Annotated in this window: 16 protein-coding genes; 2 read left to right on the top strand and 14 right to left on the bottom strand. The window is 66.8% G+C overall.

Translation table 11 applies throughout. The features are described 5' to 3' along the window. Nucleotide 1: 1 nt before the first annotated feature. The 14 genes from O0J15_RS10775 to O0J15_RS10840 all read right to left on the bottom strand — a co-directional run bounded on the left by O0J15_RS10775 (nucleotide 2) and on the right by O0J15_RS10840 (nucleotide 11,874). Nucleotides 2-772 (bottom strand): glycosyltransferase family 2 protein, encoded by a 771-nt coding sequence (locus O0J15_RS10775; RefSeq protein ID WP_308305630.1) that lies wholly within the window; start codon nucleotides 770-772, stop codon nucleotides 2-4. Beyond that, entirely contained in the window at nucleotides 762-2,447 is a 1,686-nt protein-coding gene (locus O0J15_RS10780) for an AMP-binding protein (RefSeq protein WP_308305631.1), read from the bottom strand. Before O0J15_RS10780 ends, O0J15_RS10775 begins: the two co-directional genes overlap by 11 nt. After that, the gene (locus O0J15_RS10785) at nucleotides 2,440-2,991 is read right to left on the bottom strand and encodes a hypothetical protein (protein WP_155030336.1); all 552 of its coding nucleotides are present in this window, start codon (nucleotides 2,989-2,991) and stop codon (nucleotides 2,440-2,442) included. The genes O0J15_RS10780 and O0J15_RS10785 overlap by 8 nt, the downstream gene beginning before the upstream one ends. A 22-nt stretch (nucleotides 2,992-3,013) precedes the next feature. Beyond that, a complete protein-coding gene (locus O0J15_RS10790) occupies nucleotides 3,014-3,271 on the bottom strand; it encodes an acyl carrier protein (RefSeq protein WP_006402206.1) in 258 nt (85 codons plus the stop codon). Nucleotides 3,272-3,288: 17 nt separating this feature from the next. Next, entirely contained in the window at nucleotides 3,289-3,546 is a 258-nt protein-coding gene (locus O0J15_RS10795; protein ID WP_005411610.1) for a phosphopantetheine-binding protein, read from the bottom strand. Beyond that, entirely contained in the window at nucleotides 3,533-4,330 is a 798-nt protein-coding gene (locus O0J15_RS10800) for a 1-acyl-sn-glycerol-3-phosphate acyltransferase (RefSeq protein ID WP_021203501.1), read from the bottom strand. Before O0J15_RS10800 ends, O0J15_RS10795 begins: the two co-directional genes overlap by 14 nt. Further along, on the bottom strand, nucleotides 4,323-5,066 hold the full coding sequence (locus O0J15_RS10805) for a beta-ketoacyl synthase chain length factor (protein ID WP_019661717.1): 744 nt from the start codon (nucleotides 5,064-5,066) through the stop codon (nucleotides 4,323-4,325). The genes O0J15_RS10800 and O0J15_RS10805 overlap by 8 nt, the downstream gene beginning before the upstream one ends. Nucleotides 5,067-5,281: 215 nt before the next feature. Beyond that, nucleotides 5,282-6,295, bottom strand: coding sequence for a cytochrome d ubiquinol oxidase subunit II (gene cydB, locus O0J15_RS10810; RefSeq protein ID WP_308305632.1), 1,014 nt, complete (start codon nucleotides 6,293-6,295; stop codon nucleotides 5,282-5,284). 1 nt (nucleotide 6,296) lies between these two features. After that, the gene (locus O0J15_RS10815; protein ID WP_308305633.1) at nucleotides 6,297-7,694 is read right to left on the bottom strand and encodes a cytochrome ubiquinol oxidase subunit I; all 1,398 of its coding nucleotides are present in this window, start codon (nucleotides 7,692-7,694) and stop codon (nucleotides 6,297-6,299) included. A 129-nt stretch (nucleotides 7,695-7,823) separates the two neighbouring features. Further along, nucleotides 7,824-9,023, bottom strand: coding sequence for an ABC transporter permease (locus O0J15_RS10820; RefSeq protein WP_308305634.1), 1,200 nt, complete (start codon nucleotides 9,021-9,023; stop codon nucleotides 7,824-7,826). A gap of 1 nt (nucleotide 9,024) precedes the next feature. Next, a complete protein-coding gene (locus O0J15_RS10825; protein WP_308305635.1) occupies nucleotides 9,025-10,320 on the bottom strand; it encodes an ABC transporter permease in 1,296 nt (431 codons plus the stop codon). A gap of 321 nt (nucleotides 10,321-10,641) precedes the next feature. Beyond that, nucleotides 10,642-10,857, bottom strand: a complete 216-nt coding sequence (locus tag O0J15_RS10830; RefSeq protein WP_308305636.1) for a hypothetical protein — start codon at nucleotides 10,855-10,857, stop codon at nucleotides 10,642-10,644. Then, nucleotides 10,854-11,507: an RNA polymerase sigma factor gene (locus O0J15_RS10835; RefSeq protein ID WP_155030341.1), complete on the bottom strand. Its 654-nt coding sequence runs from the start codon at nucleotides 11,505-11,507 to the stop codon at nucleotides 10,854-10,856. Before O0J15_RS10835 ends, O0J15_RS10830 begins: the two co-directional genes overlap by 4 nt. Before the next feature lie 37 nt (nucleotides 11,508-11,544). After that, on the bottom strand, nucleotides 11,545-11,874 hold the full coding sequence (locus tag O0J15_RS10840; protein ID WP_308305637.1) for a hypothetical protein: 330 nt from the start codon (nucleotides 11,872-11,874) through the stop codon (nucleotides 11,545-11,547). Between the two features lie 167 nt (nucleotides 11,875-12,041). Between O0J15_RS10840 and O0J15_RS10845 the strand changes: the two genes are divergently transcribed. Continuing rightward, the gene (locus O0J15_RS10845; RefSeq protein ID WP_227852344.1) at nucleotides 12,042-14,411 is read left to right on the top strand and encodes a S9 family peptidase; all 2,370 of its coding nucleotides are present in this window, start codon (nucleotides 12,042-12,044) and stop codon (nucleotides 14,409-14,411) included. Beyond that, entirely contained in the window at nucleotides 14,408-14,827 is a 420-nt protein-coding gene (locus tag O0J15_RS10850; RefSeq protein WP_111102303.1) for an NUDIX domain-containing protein, read from the top strand. The genes O0J15_RS10845 and O0J15_RS10850 overlap by 4 nt, the downstream gene beginning before the upstream one ends. Nucleotides 14,828-14,836: the final 9 nt, after the last annotated feature.

The raw sequence follows: 14,836 nt of genomic DNA on the forward strand, positions 1-14,836 counted from the left end.
CTCAGCGCTGCCCCCGCAGGCGGCGCCACAGCAGGCGCGGCGCGCGCCAGAGCATGCCGAAGAACAGACGGGCATGCATGCGGCTGATGCGCACGTTGTCGCGCCACACATCGAAGTGCGACACGCCATCGGCAGGATAGGTCACGCGCGTGGCCAGGTGCTCGACCGGCAGCCCGCGCCAGTACAGGCGCACCATTATTTCGGTATCGAAATCCATGCGCCGGCCGATGGTCTCTTCACCGATCAGGCGCAGCACCGGCGGCAGTGGATACACGCGTAAGCCGCACATGGTGTCGCGCAGGTGCAGCGACAGCGTGTTGATCCAGACCCAGATGTGGGTGGCGTAGCGACCGTACAGGCGCGCCTTGGGAACACTGGCGTCGTAGGCCGGAATGCCACAGATCACTGCACCCGGGTGCAGGCGCGCGGCTTCGATGAAGCGTGGCAGGTCAGCCGTATCATGCTGGCCGTCGGCATCGATCTGCAGCACGTGGCTGTAGCCTCGCGCGCCGGCCTCGGCGAAACCGGCCAGCATTGCCCCGCCCTTGCCCTGGTTCACGTCCAGGCGCAGCAGGTCGACACCCTGGCGTTGTGCCAGCGCGCGCAGCACCGCCGCGCACCCATCGTGCGAACCATCGTCGACCAGCAGGCAGGGCAGTCCCGCGGCCTGCACGCCGTCGAGCACCGCCGCGATGGCGTGCTCGTGGTCGTAGACGGGAATCACCACCAGTGGCGCGAATGCGGCACCGGCAACGGCCGGATCAGTCCGCATCGGCGAAGACCACTTTGCCGCTGGCATGCACACCATGGCTGGAGGTGTAACGGAAGGCCAGCGCGCTGCGTGCGGCATCCCAGTCCAGCTGCAGGGTCAGCTCATCGCCGGGGCGGGCCACATGCTGGAACTTCACCGCATCCATGCGCAGAAACGCTGCCGGCATTGCGAACACCTGGCGGCCGAAACGCACCGCCCAATCCAGCTGCGCCACGCCGGGCAGGATCGCTGCCTGGGGGAAGTGGCCCTGGAACGGCCGCAGCGTCGGGTCCAGGGTCATGCGCAGGGTGGCGCTGGCGGCGTCGCGGCGGTCCCAGACCGGCACCGGCATCAGTGGCTGGAACAGCGCTGCCAGCGCCGCCTGGGTTACCTTGCCCTGCGCATTGATCGGCAGCGCCTGCACCAGGCGCCAACGGCGCGGCCGGGTCACTGCGTCATGCGCGTGCGCCAGGCGCGCGCCAAGGCGCTGGCCCAGGGCGCGGCGCGCGGTGTCACCACCCGCCAGCAGCGCCCGGTCAGCCGGTACCACCACGGCCGCCAGCTGCTCGCGCTGGCCGGGCAGGACCAGCACGCGCGCGTCGTCCACTTCGGCGTCTTCGCGCAGCGCGCGCTCCAGTGCATCCAGCGAGACGCGGCGTTCTTCGATCTTGACGATGCGATCGGCCCGGCCCAGCAGGCGGAACCGGCCATCGGCCAACGCTTCCACGCGGTCCTGGGTACGCCACCAGTCGAGGGTTTCCAGATGCGCCGAGGCGACGGCCAGGCAGCCATCCTCGATGCGCCACTGCACGCCCGGCAACGGTTGCCACGGTGGCAGCTCGGTGTCCCAGCGGCGCCAGGCGATGCCACCGGTTTCGCTGCTGCCGTAAACCTCGGTCGGCGCCACACCCAGCCACTGCCGCACCTGGCGTGCGGCTTCTTCCGGCAGCGGGCCGCCGGAGGAGAACACCGCGCGCAGGCGGCCATGCAGGCTGGCCCAGTCCAGCTGCTCGGGCAGGCGCTTGAGGTGGGCTGGCGTCGCCACCAGCACCGTGTCGGTACCGGCCAGCGCACCCACCAGGTCTTCATGGAAGAACCGGCGTGGATGGATCAGGCGGCCGGCGGCCAACGGCCACAGCACGCGGAACAGCAGGCCGTAGATGTGCTGGTGGGATACCGTGCCATGGACCTGCACGCTCTCCATCTGCGCGCCGAACGCGGCCTGCAGCGCCTCCACCTCGCGCGCCAGCTGGTCCAGGCGCTTGCCGATCGCACTGGGCTGGCCGGTGCTGCCGGAGGTGAACACGCACAGCTCGCAGGCGCGCTCGTCCAGCGCCTGCAGTTCATCGTCCACCGTGATGTCCAGTGCCGCCAGCGGGTGGTAGTCGGCGCTGACATCACCCGCGAAACCGCTCACCTGCGGCTGCAGTGCCTGCAGCGTGGCCGGCAGGTTGTCGGCCGCCAGGAACACCCGCTTGCCGGCATGCCAGGCACCGAACAGCGCCGCCGCGAAGGCCACGGCGTCATCGAAGTACAGGGCCCAGTCGCGGCCTTCGGCCGCCGCAAAGGCGGCGCGCCAGCCCAGCACGCGCTGGCGGAAGCGGGCGTGGTCGATCACCTCGCCATCGCAGACGCCAACATTGCGCTGCGGCCGCGCCTCCAGCAGCAGCCGGTCCAGGGCAATCCACTCAGCCATGCACGTGCGCCGCCTTCACCCGCCGCCGCACCAGCCACTCACCTGCGAACAACACGCCCATCATCACGTACGCCAACAATCCGTTGTAGAGCATCCAGACCCGGTCCGACGCGTACAGCGCGGTCAGCAGGGCCAGGCTACCGTTGAGAACGAAAAACCCGCACCACACCTGGGTGACGCGTCGGGTATACGCCACCGCGAACGGGGGCAGGTCCGGCTCCTGCATCCGCGCCAGGCGCTCCACCAGCGGTGGCCCGAAGCGCAGGCTGGTGCCGAACACTGCCAGCATCACCGCATTGACCAGCGCCGGGTACAGCTTCAGTGGCAGGGCCTGGTTGAGCACGGTAGCCAGTACCGCCAGCAGGCCGGTGCCCGCCGCTGCGGCCCACCACAGCGGCTGGCGCGAACTCAGCGCGCGCAGCAGGGCCAGGGTGAACAGCAGCAGCGACAGCCAGCGTGGCTCGAAGCGACCCATCGCCAGGTACACCAGTACCGGGTAGGCCAGCGAGATCGCAGCCACCACGACGGTACGTGCGCGTGCCATGGTGGAGCCGTCGGCGCTGCGGTCAGGCGGCTGCCTGGTCCGGCAGCAGCCTGTGCACCACATCGACGATGTCCTGCACGGTACGCACGGCCTTGAACGCTTCCGGCTGCAGGTTGCGGCCGAGCAGCGGCTTGAGCTGCACGATCAGGTCCACCGCATCGATGCTGTCGATGTCCAGGTCGTCGTACAGGCGGGCTTCCGGGGTGATCCGGGCCGTTTCGATCTCGAAGCTGTCGGTCAGGATGCTGACGATGCGTTCGAACAGTTCATTCTTGGTCATGGCAATTCCTGGCGCCGTTACGACTGGCGGGCGGCGACGAACTCGCCGAGCGCGCGCACGCTGGAGAAATGGCGACGGGTTTCTTCCGAATCGGCCGAGAGGCTGACACCGTACTTCTTCTGCAGCGCCAGTCCCAGCTCCAGCGCGTCGATCGAATCCAGGCCGAGGCCCTCGACGAACAGCGGCGCGGTCGGATCGATGTCCTCCGGCGTGATGTCCTCCAGCGAAAGGGAGGAAATGATCAATTCCTTGATCTCGTGCTCAAGTGCTTGCACGGTTCGGATCTCCAGACAGGTCGAAATAACGAGAAAGGTGCTCGGTGACGCGACGGGCCGCCAAGGCATCCCCCCTTGGCGAGTCGTCTTCGGCCAGAAATGGCGCGATCGGGATATCTTCGCCGATCTGCAGCCGAACGTGAAAGCGACGTGAGGGGACACGATACCACTTCTGCCCCTTGGTCAGCGTTGGCGGGCTGCAGGTGATCCGCACCGGGGTGACGTCGATGCGGCCCCGTACGGCGATGTTGGCGGCCCCGCGCTGCAGCCGCGGTGGCTGCCCCGGCACGCTGCGGGTGCCTTCCGGGAAGATGACCAGGGTGCCTCCAGCGCGCACTGCGGCCACACAGTCATCGACCAGGCCGGCGCCATCATCATTGGAGATGTAGCCGGCAGCCCGCACCGGGCCGCGCATGAACGGGTTGCAGGCCACCGCCCGCTTGACCACGCAGTCGGCGTTGGGAAGCAGCGAGATCAGGCAGACCACGTCGATCAGGGTCGGGTGGTTGGCCAGCACCAGCAGGCCGTCGCGCTGCAGGCGTTCGCCGCCCTCGATCTCGTAGGTCATCACCCCCAGCCCGCGCATCAGCCGCAGATGGCTGGCGAACGCGACCTGGACCACGCGCCGGGCACGGCGGCGCCGCGCCACCGGATCACGCATCAGCAGCAGCACCGGCATCACCAGAACGCCGAGCAGCAGCCCGCCCAAGCCGAATGCGGCAAAGCTCAGGCCGGTGCCGAGCACCCGCCAAGCATGATCGAGACGGCGCAGCGCCTCAGCCACGGCGCCCCCAGCGCCAACGCTGGCCCTGAGCCACGTGCTCCAGCGCCGGCGCGCCGGACAGCAGAAAGCGGTGCAGGTCCAGCGCGTGCGGCAGCGTGCCCGGGGCGGTGGCAGTGGCCTCCGGCGCCGCCTCCCACTGCAGGGAGAGGATCGGCTGGCCCGGCATCGGCGCCGTCAAACGCCAGCACCAGGCAAAGAACGGGTCAGGTTCGTCGGCAAACGTCGCGTAAATTTCAGGAAGCGGCGACTCATAGACCACCACCCGCACTTCGCGGGCGCCATCGGCGAGCAGACCGGCCGCTTCCAGGCAGGCGGTCTCGACCGTGGCCTGGCCGGCGGCCAGCGCCAGGTAGTTGCCGCGGTGACCGCGCGCGATCGAATACAGTGCGGCGATCGCGTTGTGCACCGACAGGCCGAACCCCGTCGGTGACAGGGGCTGATCGCTGGCGAGCGCCCCCAGCAGCTCCATCGAACGGGCCACGTCGCCGTGGCGGCTGGCGAACACCAGCGGCACCTGGCTGTCAGCGCCCTGCCCGTCCTCGCACCAGCAGGCAGCCTGGATCGCCATCCGGCCCAGCCGCTCGATTCGGCGGCGCTGCATTGCCGGGATTTCGGCGAGCGGCGGCGTGTCTTCGCCAACCGGCGGATACGGCGCATCGGCCCAGCCCAGCCACTGGCTACGCTCGCTCAGGCCGGGCGCCCAGGCAGCCCAGTCGACGATGGAGAATTCGATCATTAGCGAAGGTGCTTCAACGGGAGAACGATAGGCACGAGCCATTACGGCGACGCGCGGCGGCCCCCCGTTCCTGCAGCCGTGCGTCCGTCCAGGACGTCGCCGGCTGCCCCCCTGGCTGCCGGAAAGGAGCGCACGCTAGCACGTCCCGCCCGGGGTGTGCAGATTTCACATTCCACAACAGGGGGCCCGGCACCAGCGGGCCCCGCTTCAATCGATCAGTGGTAACCGCTATCGGCGCGCACTTTGCCGCGGAACACCCGGTACGACCACGCCGTATAGCCGAGGATGACCGGCAGCAGCATGACCAGGCCGACCAGGCTGAAGCCCAGCGAGGAGGCCGGCGCGGCGGCCTGCCACAGGGTCATCGACGGCGGCAGCAGATAGGGCCACATGCCCAGCACCAGGCCGAGGAAGCCAAGCACGAACAAGGCCAGGCTGAGCAGGAACGGCGGCAGGTCGCGGCGCGGATGGGTCGCGCTGCGCCACAGCGCGGTGGCCACCGCCAGCGTCAACAGCGGCACCGGCGACAGCCACCAGAAGTTGCCGTCGCTGAACCAGCGCGCCATCAACCGCGAATCGAGGAACGGCAGCCAGCTGCTGACCAGGCCCATCGCCGCGATCACCGCCACCACCAGCGGCCGGGTCATCTGCCGGGCCAGCGCCTGCACGCGCCCTTCGGTCTTCAGGATCAGCCAGGTGCTGCCCAACAACGCATAGCCAGCCACCAACGCAGCACCGGTCAGCATCGCGAACGGGCTGAACCAGGTGAATGCGCCGCCCTGGTAGACGCCGTCCACCAGCGGGATGCCCTGCACCAGGGTGCCGAGGATCACGCCTTGGGCAAAGGTCGCCAGCAGCGAACCGAGGCCGAACGCCACGCTCCACAGCCGGCGCGATCGATGCGCCTTGAAGCGGAACTCGAAGGCCACGCCGCGGAACACCAGCGCCACCACCAGCAGCAGCACCGGCAGGTACAGCGCCGACAACAGCACCGCATAGGCCTTCGGGAACGCCGCCAGCAGCCCGGCGCCGCCCAGTACCAGCCAGGTCTCGTTGCCGTCCCAGATCGGCGCGGCGGTGTTCATCATCAGGTCCAGCTGCTCCTCGTCCTCGGCGAACGGGGCGAGGATGCCGATGCCGAGCACGAAGCCATCCAGCACCACGTACATCAGCACGCCGAAGCCGATCACCGCAAACCACGCCACCGGCAGCCAGGTCATCAGGTCCATGTCAGCGCTCCTCCAGCGGTTCGTCGGCCGCCGACAGCGGGCGTGCCGGGGTGTGGCTGCCGTGGTCCAGCGATGGCCCATCATCGTGCGGACGCGGTCCGTGGCGCAGGATCTTCACCAGGTACCAGATGCCCCAGCCGAACACGAAGGCGTAGCCGACCACGTAGACGCCCAGCGACAGCGCGGTCATCCACGCGCTCTGCGGGCCCACCGCATCAGCGGTGCGCAGCACGCCATACACCACCCACGGCTGGCGCCCCATCTCGGTAACGAACCAACCCGACAGCAGCGCGATGAAACCGCTGGGCAGCATCCAGTTCCAGCCGCGCAGCAGCCACGGCGAATCCAGCAGCTTCTTCCGCCACAACTGGAACGCTGACACCCAGGCCAGCAGCAGCATCAGCGTGCCCAGCCCGACCATGATCCGGAAGGCGAAGAACACCGGCGTCACCGGCGGCCGCTCGCTGGCGGGTACCGAGGTGAGAGGATCGAAGGTGCCGTCCAGGCTGTGGGTGAGGATCACGCTGCCCAGCTTCGGGATGGCAACTTCGAAATCATTGCGCTCTTCCTTCTCGTTCGGCAGCGCGAACACCACCAGCGGTACGCCCTCGCCCTCCTTGGTTTCATGCCAGTGCGCTTCCATCGCCGCGATCTTCATCGGCTGGTGCTTGAGCGTGTTCAGGCCATGCATGTCGCCGACGAAAATCTGCACCGGCACGGTCAGTGCCGCGAACGCCACCGCTGCCACCAGCATGCGCCGGCCCGCTTCCACATGCGTGCCCTTGCGCAGGTACCACGCACCGACACCACCGATCACGAAACAGGTGGTGATGAACGAACCCAGCGCCATGTGCGCCAGGCGATAGGGGAACGAGGGGTTGAACACCACCTGCCACCAGTCCACCGGATGCACGATGCCGTTGACCATCTCGTAGCCGGCCGGCGTATGCAGCCAGCTGTTGGACGACAGGATCCAGAACGTGGAGAACAGCGTGCCCAGCGCCACCATGCAGGTGGACAGGAAATGCAGGCGCGGCGAAACCCGGCCCCAGCCGAACATCATCACGCCGAGGAAGCTGGCTTCCAGGAAGAACGCGGTCAGCACTTCGTAGGTCAGCAGCGGGCCGATGACCGTGCCGGCCACCTCGCTCAGCCGTGGCCAGTTGGTTCCGAACTGGAAGGCCATGACGATGCCGCTGACCACGCCCATGCCGAACGACACCGCGAAGATCTTCTGCCAGAAGAAATACAGCTCGCGCCACACGGGCAACTTCGTGCGCAGCCAGCGCCATTCGATGAAGGCCAGCCAGCTGGCCGTGCCAATGGTGAAGGCGGGGAACAGCACATGGAAACTGATGACGAATCCGAACTGGATCCGGGACAACAACAACGCGTCCAAGGGACGCCTCCTGCCTGTGACCGGTGGGATACCGGACCATTTTAGGAGGATTTCGTTAAGGTGGGATGCGACCGGGTGACGCGCTGCTTCACTTTGTCGCAGGGGAAGCTGGGTGACAGGATGAATGGGCTACAGGGGCTTCAGCAAGGCCAAGGGCGGCTCCTTGGCGATTCGCAGGGCGCGGGGTACAAGTGCAGTCAAGCAGGCCGCCATCACCAGCACGACAGCGCTCGATATCGAGAACCACGGTGAACCTGTGATGCCGTCCTGCGGCGCCCCTACCCACTGCAACGACAACGCGCCGAGCAGGGCGCCCAGCGTGGTGAACAGTGAAACCTCGAACATGATTTCGGCGAAGATCACGGACCTGCGAGCACCCAATGTCCGTCGAACCCCGATGGAGTACCGGCGCCGGTCAAGCCACGCGCCTACAACTCCGGAAACGCCGGCCATCAGCACACCGAGAACAACGGCCGTCATGACCGCGAGCACGGTCGTAGCAAAGCGATCAGCTTTGACGTAGGCATCGCGATATCCCGCCAGGGTCTCGACACCGGCCGGAGTCACGATCCGATAAGGCCGCTGCAGCGCATCGACAGTACGATCAAGCGATGAACGATCAACCTCCGACCTCCACTTCGCCAGATAGTAGCGACTGGCGCCCATGGGGAGGCCCGGAAGCAGCGCCCACTGCGAGTCCCGCTCATTACCTCCTGGTGCCGGTCCAGCAACAGAGGCAAACACGCCCATGATGACCCGGCTGCTGCCGGGGCCGAAATACAGGTGGCGGCCAACAGCACTCTCCGTTCCGAACAGTCGGGCAGCCAGCGATTCACTGATCAGCACCACCGGAGTGCCTTCAACCATGTCGTCCTCCGTGGCGTCCCGCCCCAGGACGATTCCCGCGCCCAGCATCGCCAGCAGACCAGAGCTTGCAGTTACCACGGGAATGCGATCACATCCGGCAACGTCTGTCGTACCCGCATTCATCGAATACACCATGGCCGACTCACTGGTGCATACGCCGTATCGATGGGCTCTTCCTCCGAACGGAACAGCGTCGCTCACAACCGTGTCCTGAACACCGGGCAGCCGGATCGCGGACAGGTCTGCCCGCTGCACTGCTGCATCCGCGCCTTCTTCGACATCGGATACCCTGACCACACCAATCGATGCTGCCTCCCGGATGCTCCCGGTGTTCAATCTGGCGAAGCTGTCCAGCGCAGATTGCAGTGCGAACGCACATGCCAGGCTTGCAAGCGCTGCCTGCACTGCAAGCAGTGCGGCGCTTCCCAAATGCCGTCGGATCTCCCTCATCGATTCGATCATTTCAGGCAACCCCCTTCGCAAAGGCATTCGAAAGGGAGCTGACCCTGCAGATTTCAAACGACGGGACCAATGAACAGAGCAACGTCGTGACGACTCCCAGGCCGGCGGCCATCAGCATTGCCCCAGCATGCATCGCGGTTATCGCGCTGGGCAGAACGTCTCCCGCAGCAACCACGCGGATTCCCAGCGTATAGGTGACGACAGCGAGCGCACTGCTTGCGGCTCCCGCCGCGATGGATTCCCACATGAGCTGGATGAACACGTCCCGGCGTCGCGCTCCCAGTGCACGTCGTATCGCGAGCTCCCGCCGACGGCGCCCCAGACTGAAGCTCAGCAGCGCCGCCGCGTTGACGATGCACACACCGAGAAGGATCAGTGACAACCGAAGCTGCATCCTGGCCCGCTCTGGAACCAATCCCAGCCTGTCCAGCCACTCCATCAACGGCCAGAGTGCCACCTGCTGGGTGCCTGGTTCGATCCGAAGGCCCTTTGCCTGTGCATAGGCATTCAGATTCGCCCGGTAGGCGGCGACATCATCCGCGGTGGGCAGCCACGCCCACAATTGAAGCCATGACACGTTGGCTCCTGCAGGGTCCGTGTCCTGGTCCCCCCCCCAGATCGCCGTCCCGTCCACAAAAGTCAGCCTGTCTGCGATTGCGGTCTCAACCGGCAGGTAGATCTCGTCAGGTTCCACAAACGGCCGGCGTGTGAGATCTCCCTGAAACATCGGCACCGGATGCCAGTCCTCCGCGACACCCACAACAGTGTAGGTGCGCCTGCCCAGTTCCAACCGATGACCAACACAGTCCAGCGCACACTCGCGCTCGGCGAGCGCACGCGAAAGCACCACGATTCGACTCGCAGCATGCCCCTCCTCGGCGGTCCATGCCCGTCCTTGAACAACGGCAATGCCAAGCACACTGAAGACTTCCGACGTAGCGAACCTCGCACGCAGCCTTGCGCTGGAGGCTCCCGGCCGGGAGAGCGTCACCGCCCCCCCTGCCATTGCTGCCTGTTTCCACGTCCCACCTTGGCCCAGAAGCGCCTTCGCATCTGGCCAGGTCAGTGCCTGTCCCGGATCCGGGGAACCACTGCGCAGGGCATCTGGACGCGCGTCAAGGTACGGGCGGAACAATGCGGAGCTCCGGCCTGGTGCGGGATCCGACGATGCCTGGAGAACAATGGAGAGCATTACGGTGGTGATCCCTACCCCCGCACCCAGCATGAGAGCGATTGCCAGATGAGTGCCGATCCGTTGCTTGAATCGGGCAAGCGAAAGCTGGATGTAGTAGAGCATCATCCAACTGCATCCGGCGTTGGATTACTGGCGCACCTGTCCATGTGATTCTCACTCCATACCCGTGGAAGCTGATGGTTGAGAGTCTCTGATTGTGAAACTCCGACTCAAGCGGAGGCATGGAGTTTGCAACTTTCCTCAGGAAACACACGTAGCTCGCGGACCCTGGATAGAGCGACTGCCACTGATGACGAGGCCGACGTGACGGAGTCTGACGGGAAAGGCCAACTGCCGACGTGGAGACAACGCCCGACGCTTGGATATCTGATCGGAAGTTGGAGGAAGAGACGTCCCAAAGCAGTTGCGGGCGTCAATGTTCTTCTAGACCCAGAAGTACCAGGCCGCTGCAGCCAACAGCGCGCCAAACAACAGCACCTGCACCACCACATAGCCCACGCCACTGTCGCGCGACTCAGCGGCAATGCGCTTCTGCAGCGCCTCACTCACATCCGGCGTTTCTTCCTGCTGCGCCTGCTCACGCAACGCCTGCGCCAGCGCGCGCTCTTCCGCATCGCGAGGGTCGGTGGGTGGGTTCACAGCAGCTCTCCGGCAGTGGCATGCCGCGTCAGTTCCTGCTTCAGGACCTGGCGCGCGCGGTGCAGGTGGCTCTTGATGGTACCGCGTGCCAGTCCGGTCACCTGCTCGATCTCGGCCAGATCGAAATCCTCCAGGTAATGCAGGCCGACGATCAGCCGCTGCGGTGCACTCAGCCGTTCCAGCGCCTCGCCAAGATGGCGACCAGCCTGCAGCGCCTCGCTCAGTTCAGCCGGCCCCGGCCCTTCATCGCCGATCCCCAGTTCCTCCGGCACCTCCACCGCCACCATCCATTGCGCCTCCAGCCGCCGCCGGCGCAGGTGCTGCAACGCCGTGGTGTAGGCCACCCGTGAAACCCAGGTGCGCAAAGAGGATTCAAAACGGAACCGGTGCAGCTGGCGGAACACGGCCAGGAAGGTTTCCTGCAGCAGGTCAGCCACCTGGTCGCGGTCGCCCACCATGCGTCCGATCACATGCGCGCAGGTGCGTTGATGGGTCTCGACCAGCTGCGAAAACGCCGACTGCGAGCCATCGATGATGGCCCGCACCAGGGCCTGGTCCGCGTCGAGCGGCTCGGCGGGCGGTGCCGCCGATACTGCATCGTGGCGGCGACGGCCCCGCAGCGCCGACAGTGCTTCGCCGAGCAGGCTCATCTACGGGGCGCCCCCTGTGCCCGTGGCATGCGCCGGCTCAGCCCTTGCGCGCGGCAGGGCGGGTGAAGTGCCAGGCCAGCATCTGGCCAAGGCCGGCGCTGCCAACCATTGCAGCGGCGGCGCCGAAGGTCAGCTCGCGTGCACCGATCGCCTCCAGCAGGCCCATCGCCACGGCCAAGGTGACCAAGCTGATGCCCCAGCGCAGCGCGCCCTGGCGGCGGCGCTCTTCTTCCAGCACGGCCAGCGAGCGGATCACTTCCTCGGGCACGTGCGGGGCCACCAGCTTGCTACGCGCGCGGGCATCGGCAATGGCGTGGATCGCGTAGGCGATGCAGATGAAGAGGGTGATCGGGATCAATTCCTGCATGGTCGGGCTCCTGTTCGGTGGATGATGCGGGTTCAGGAGAATGGATGCGCGACCACGGCAACCGGTTGCGCCACTTTGCCAATGCCGCTGCCATGACCTGTGGCCCCTGCCCCCGGCCCGGACGGCTGCTACCCTTGGCCGGTTTCCTCTTCTGGTGCCGTCCGCCCATGTCCCGAGTGCTGCCCCTGTCCCTCCTGCTGTCGGCCGTGCTGGCCGCACCGGCCGCGCATGCCGCGCCGACGCCGATCACCATTGAACAGGCGATGGCCGACCCGGACTGGATCGGTCCGCCGGTCGAGAAGGCCTGGTGGTCGTGGAACAGCCAGCAGGTGGAGTACCAGCTCAAGCGCAGCGGCAGCCCGGTACGCGACACCTTCCGCCAGCCGCTGACCGGCGGCGTGGCCGCGCAGGTGGCCGATGACCAGCGCGGCACCCTGGACGTGGCCGATCCCGTCTACGATCGCAACCGCAGCCGCAGTGCCTTCGTGCGCAATGGCGATGTGTTCGTGCGCGACCTGCGCAGCGGCGCGCTGACCCAGCTCACCCGCAGCAACGAACGCGCGGGCAACGTGAACTTCGCCGCCGACAATGGCGTGATCTGGCGCGTCGGCCAGAACTGGTTCCACTGGACCGCCGCCAGCGGCGTGCAGCAGGTGGCCAGCCTGAAGGCCGAAAAGGATCCGCGTACGCCGCCGAAGGCCGATGTGCTGCGCGACCAGCAGCTGCGCACGCTGGAAACCCTGCGCCGCGACCGCGAGCAGCGCGAGGCATTGAAGGACCAGGACCAGCGCTGGCGCCAGGCCGACCCGACGCGTGCGCCGGGCCCGGTGTACCTGGGCGCCGACGTGGAGATCGCCGACAGCGTGCTGTCGCCGGACCTGACCCACCTGATCGTGGTGACCAAGCCGAAGGACTTCGACGACGGCCGCACCAGCAAGATGCCGCTGTACGTGACCGAATCGGGCTACGAGGAAACCGAGGACACCCGCACCCGCGTCGGCCGCAACGGCTTCGAGCCGCACACGCTGTGGTACGTGGACGTGCGCACCGGCAAGGCCGAAAAGGTCTCGCTGGCCAGCCTGCCGGGCATCAGCACCGACCCGCTGGCCGAACTGCGCCGCAAGGCCGGCAAGGACGCGCTGAAGGGTGAGCGCAGCGTGCAGGTGATGAGCGACTTCATGGGCGGCGGCATCCGCTGGAGCGCCGATGGCCAGCAGGCCGCGGTGATGCTGCGTGCCAACGACAACAAGGACCGCTGGATCATCAGCGTCAACGCTGCCGACGGCCGTGTGCAGAACCGCCACCGCCTGACCGACAACGCCTGGATCAACTGGGGCTTCAACGATTTCGGCTGGATGGCCGATGGCCGCACGCTGTGGCTGCTGTCGGAGGAATCGGGCTTCTCGCACCTGTATACCCAGGCCGGCACGGCCAAGCCGCAGGCGCTGACCAGCGGCAAGTGGGAAACCTCGGCGCCGGTGCCGTCGGCCGATGGCAAGGGCTTCTACTTCCTGTGCAACCAGCAGGCGCCGCATGACTACGAAGTCTGCGCGGTCGACACCGGCAGCCGCCAGGTGCGCGAGCTGACCAGCCTCAACGGCGTGGAGGATTTCTCGCTGTCGCCGGACGGCCAGCAGCTGCTGGTGCGCTACTCCGGCGCCTACCTGCCGCCGCAGCTGGCCGTGCTGCCCAGTGCCGGTGGCCAGGCACGCGTGCTGACCGACACCCGCACCGCCGACTACAAGGCGCGCCAGTGGATCCAGCCGAAGCTGGTGGCAGTGCCGTCCAAGCATGGTGCTGGCGTGGTCTGGGCCAAGTACTACGAACCGGAAAACAAGGAACCGGGGAAGAAGTACCCGATCGTGATGTTCGTGCACGGCGCCGGCTACCTGCAGAACGTGCACCAGCGCTACCCGGCCTACTTCCGCGAGCAGATGTTCCACAACCTGCTGGTGCAGAAGGGCTACATCGTGCTGGACATGGATTACCGCGGCAGCGAGGGCTACGGCCGCGACTGGCGCACGGCGATCTACCGCAACATGGGCCACCCGGAACTGGAAGACTACAAGGACGGCCTGGACTGGCTGGTCGACACCCAGCAGGGTGACCGCGACCACGCCGGCATCTACGGTGGTTCCTACGGCGGTTTCATGACCTTCATGGCGCTGTTCCGTGCACCGGGCACGTTCAAGGCCGGCGCCGCGCTGCGCCCGGTGGTGGACTGGCACAACTACAACCACGGCTACACCAGCAACATCCTCAACACCCCGGACATCGACCCGGAGGCGTACCGCGTTTCCTCGCCGATCGAGTATGCACAGAACCTGCAGGACAACCTGCTGATCGCCCACGGCATGATGGATGACAACGTGTTCTTCCAGGATTCGGTGAACCTGACCCAGCGCCTGATCGAACTGCACAAGGACAACTGGTCGATCGCACCATATCCGCTGGAGCGCCACGGCTACGTCCGCGCCGATTCCTGGCTGGACCAGTACAAGCGCATCCTCAAGCTGTTCGAGCAGAACCTGAAGTGAGCAACGCCGCAGCCACGATCCGGATCGTGGCTGCGGTCATCCTGGATGACCGCGGCCAGGCGCTGGTGGTGCGCAAGCACGGTGCACGCCGCTTCATCCAGCCAGGTGGCAAGCCCGAACCCGGCGAGGCGCCCCTGCAGGCGCTGGCCCGCGAGCTGGACGAGGAACTGGGGGTACAGCTGCGCGCCAATGCCGCCATCGGGCTGGGCACGTTCGAGGACTGGGCGGTGAACGAACCCGGCCACCGCGTGCAGGCACAGGCCTGGTGGGTGCAGGTGGACGGTGCGCCGCAGGCGCGCGCCGAAATTGCCGAGCTGGCCTGGGTGCCGCTGCAACCGCCGCATGGCCTGCCCTTGGCACCCTTGAGCGAACACCATATCCTGCCGGCGGTCGCCACCCGGGTGACGGTCCGCTGAGCAGGCGGG

The sequence above is a fragment of the Stenotrophomonas sp. Sm10 genome, assembly GCF_030985515.1.
Lineage (GTDB): Bacteria > Pseudomonadota > Gammaproteobacteria > Xanthomonadales > Xanthomonadaceae > Stenotrophomonas > Stenotrophomonas hibiscicola.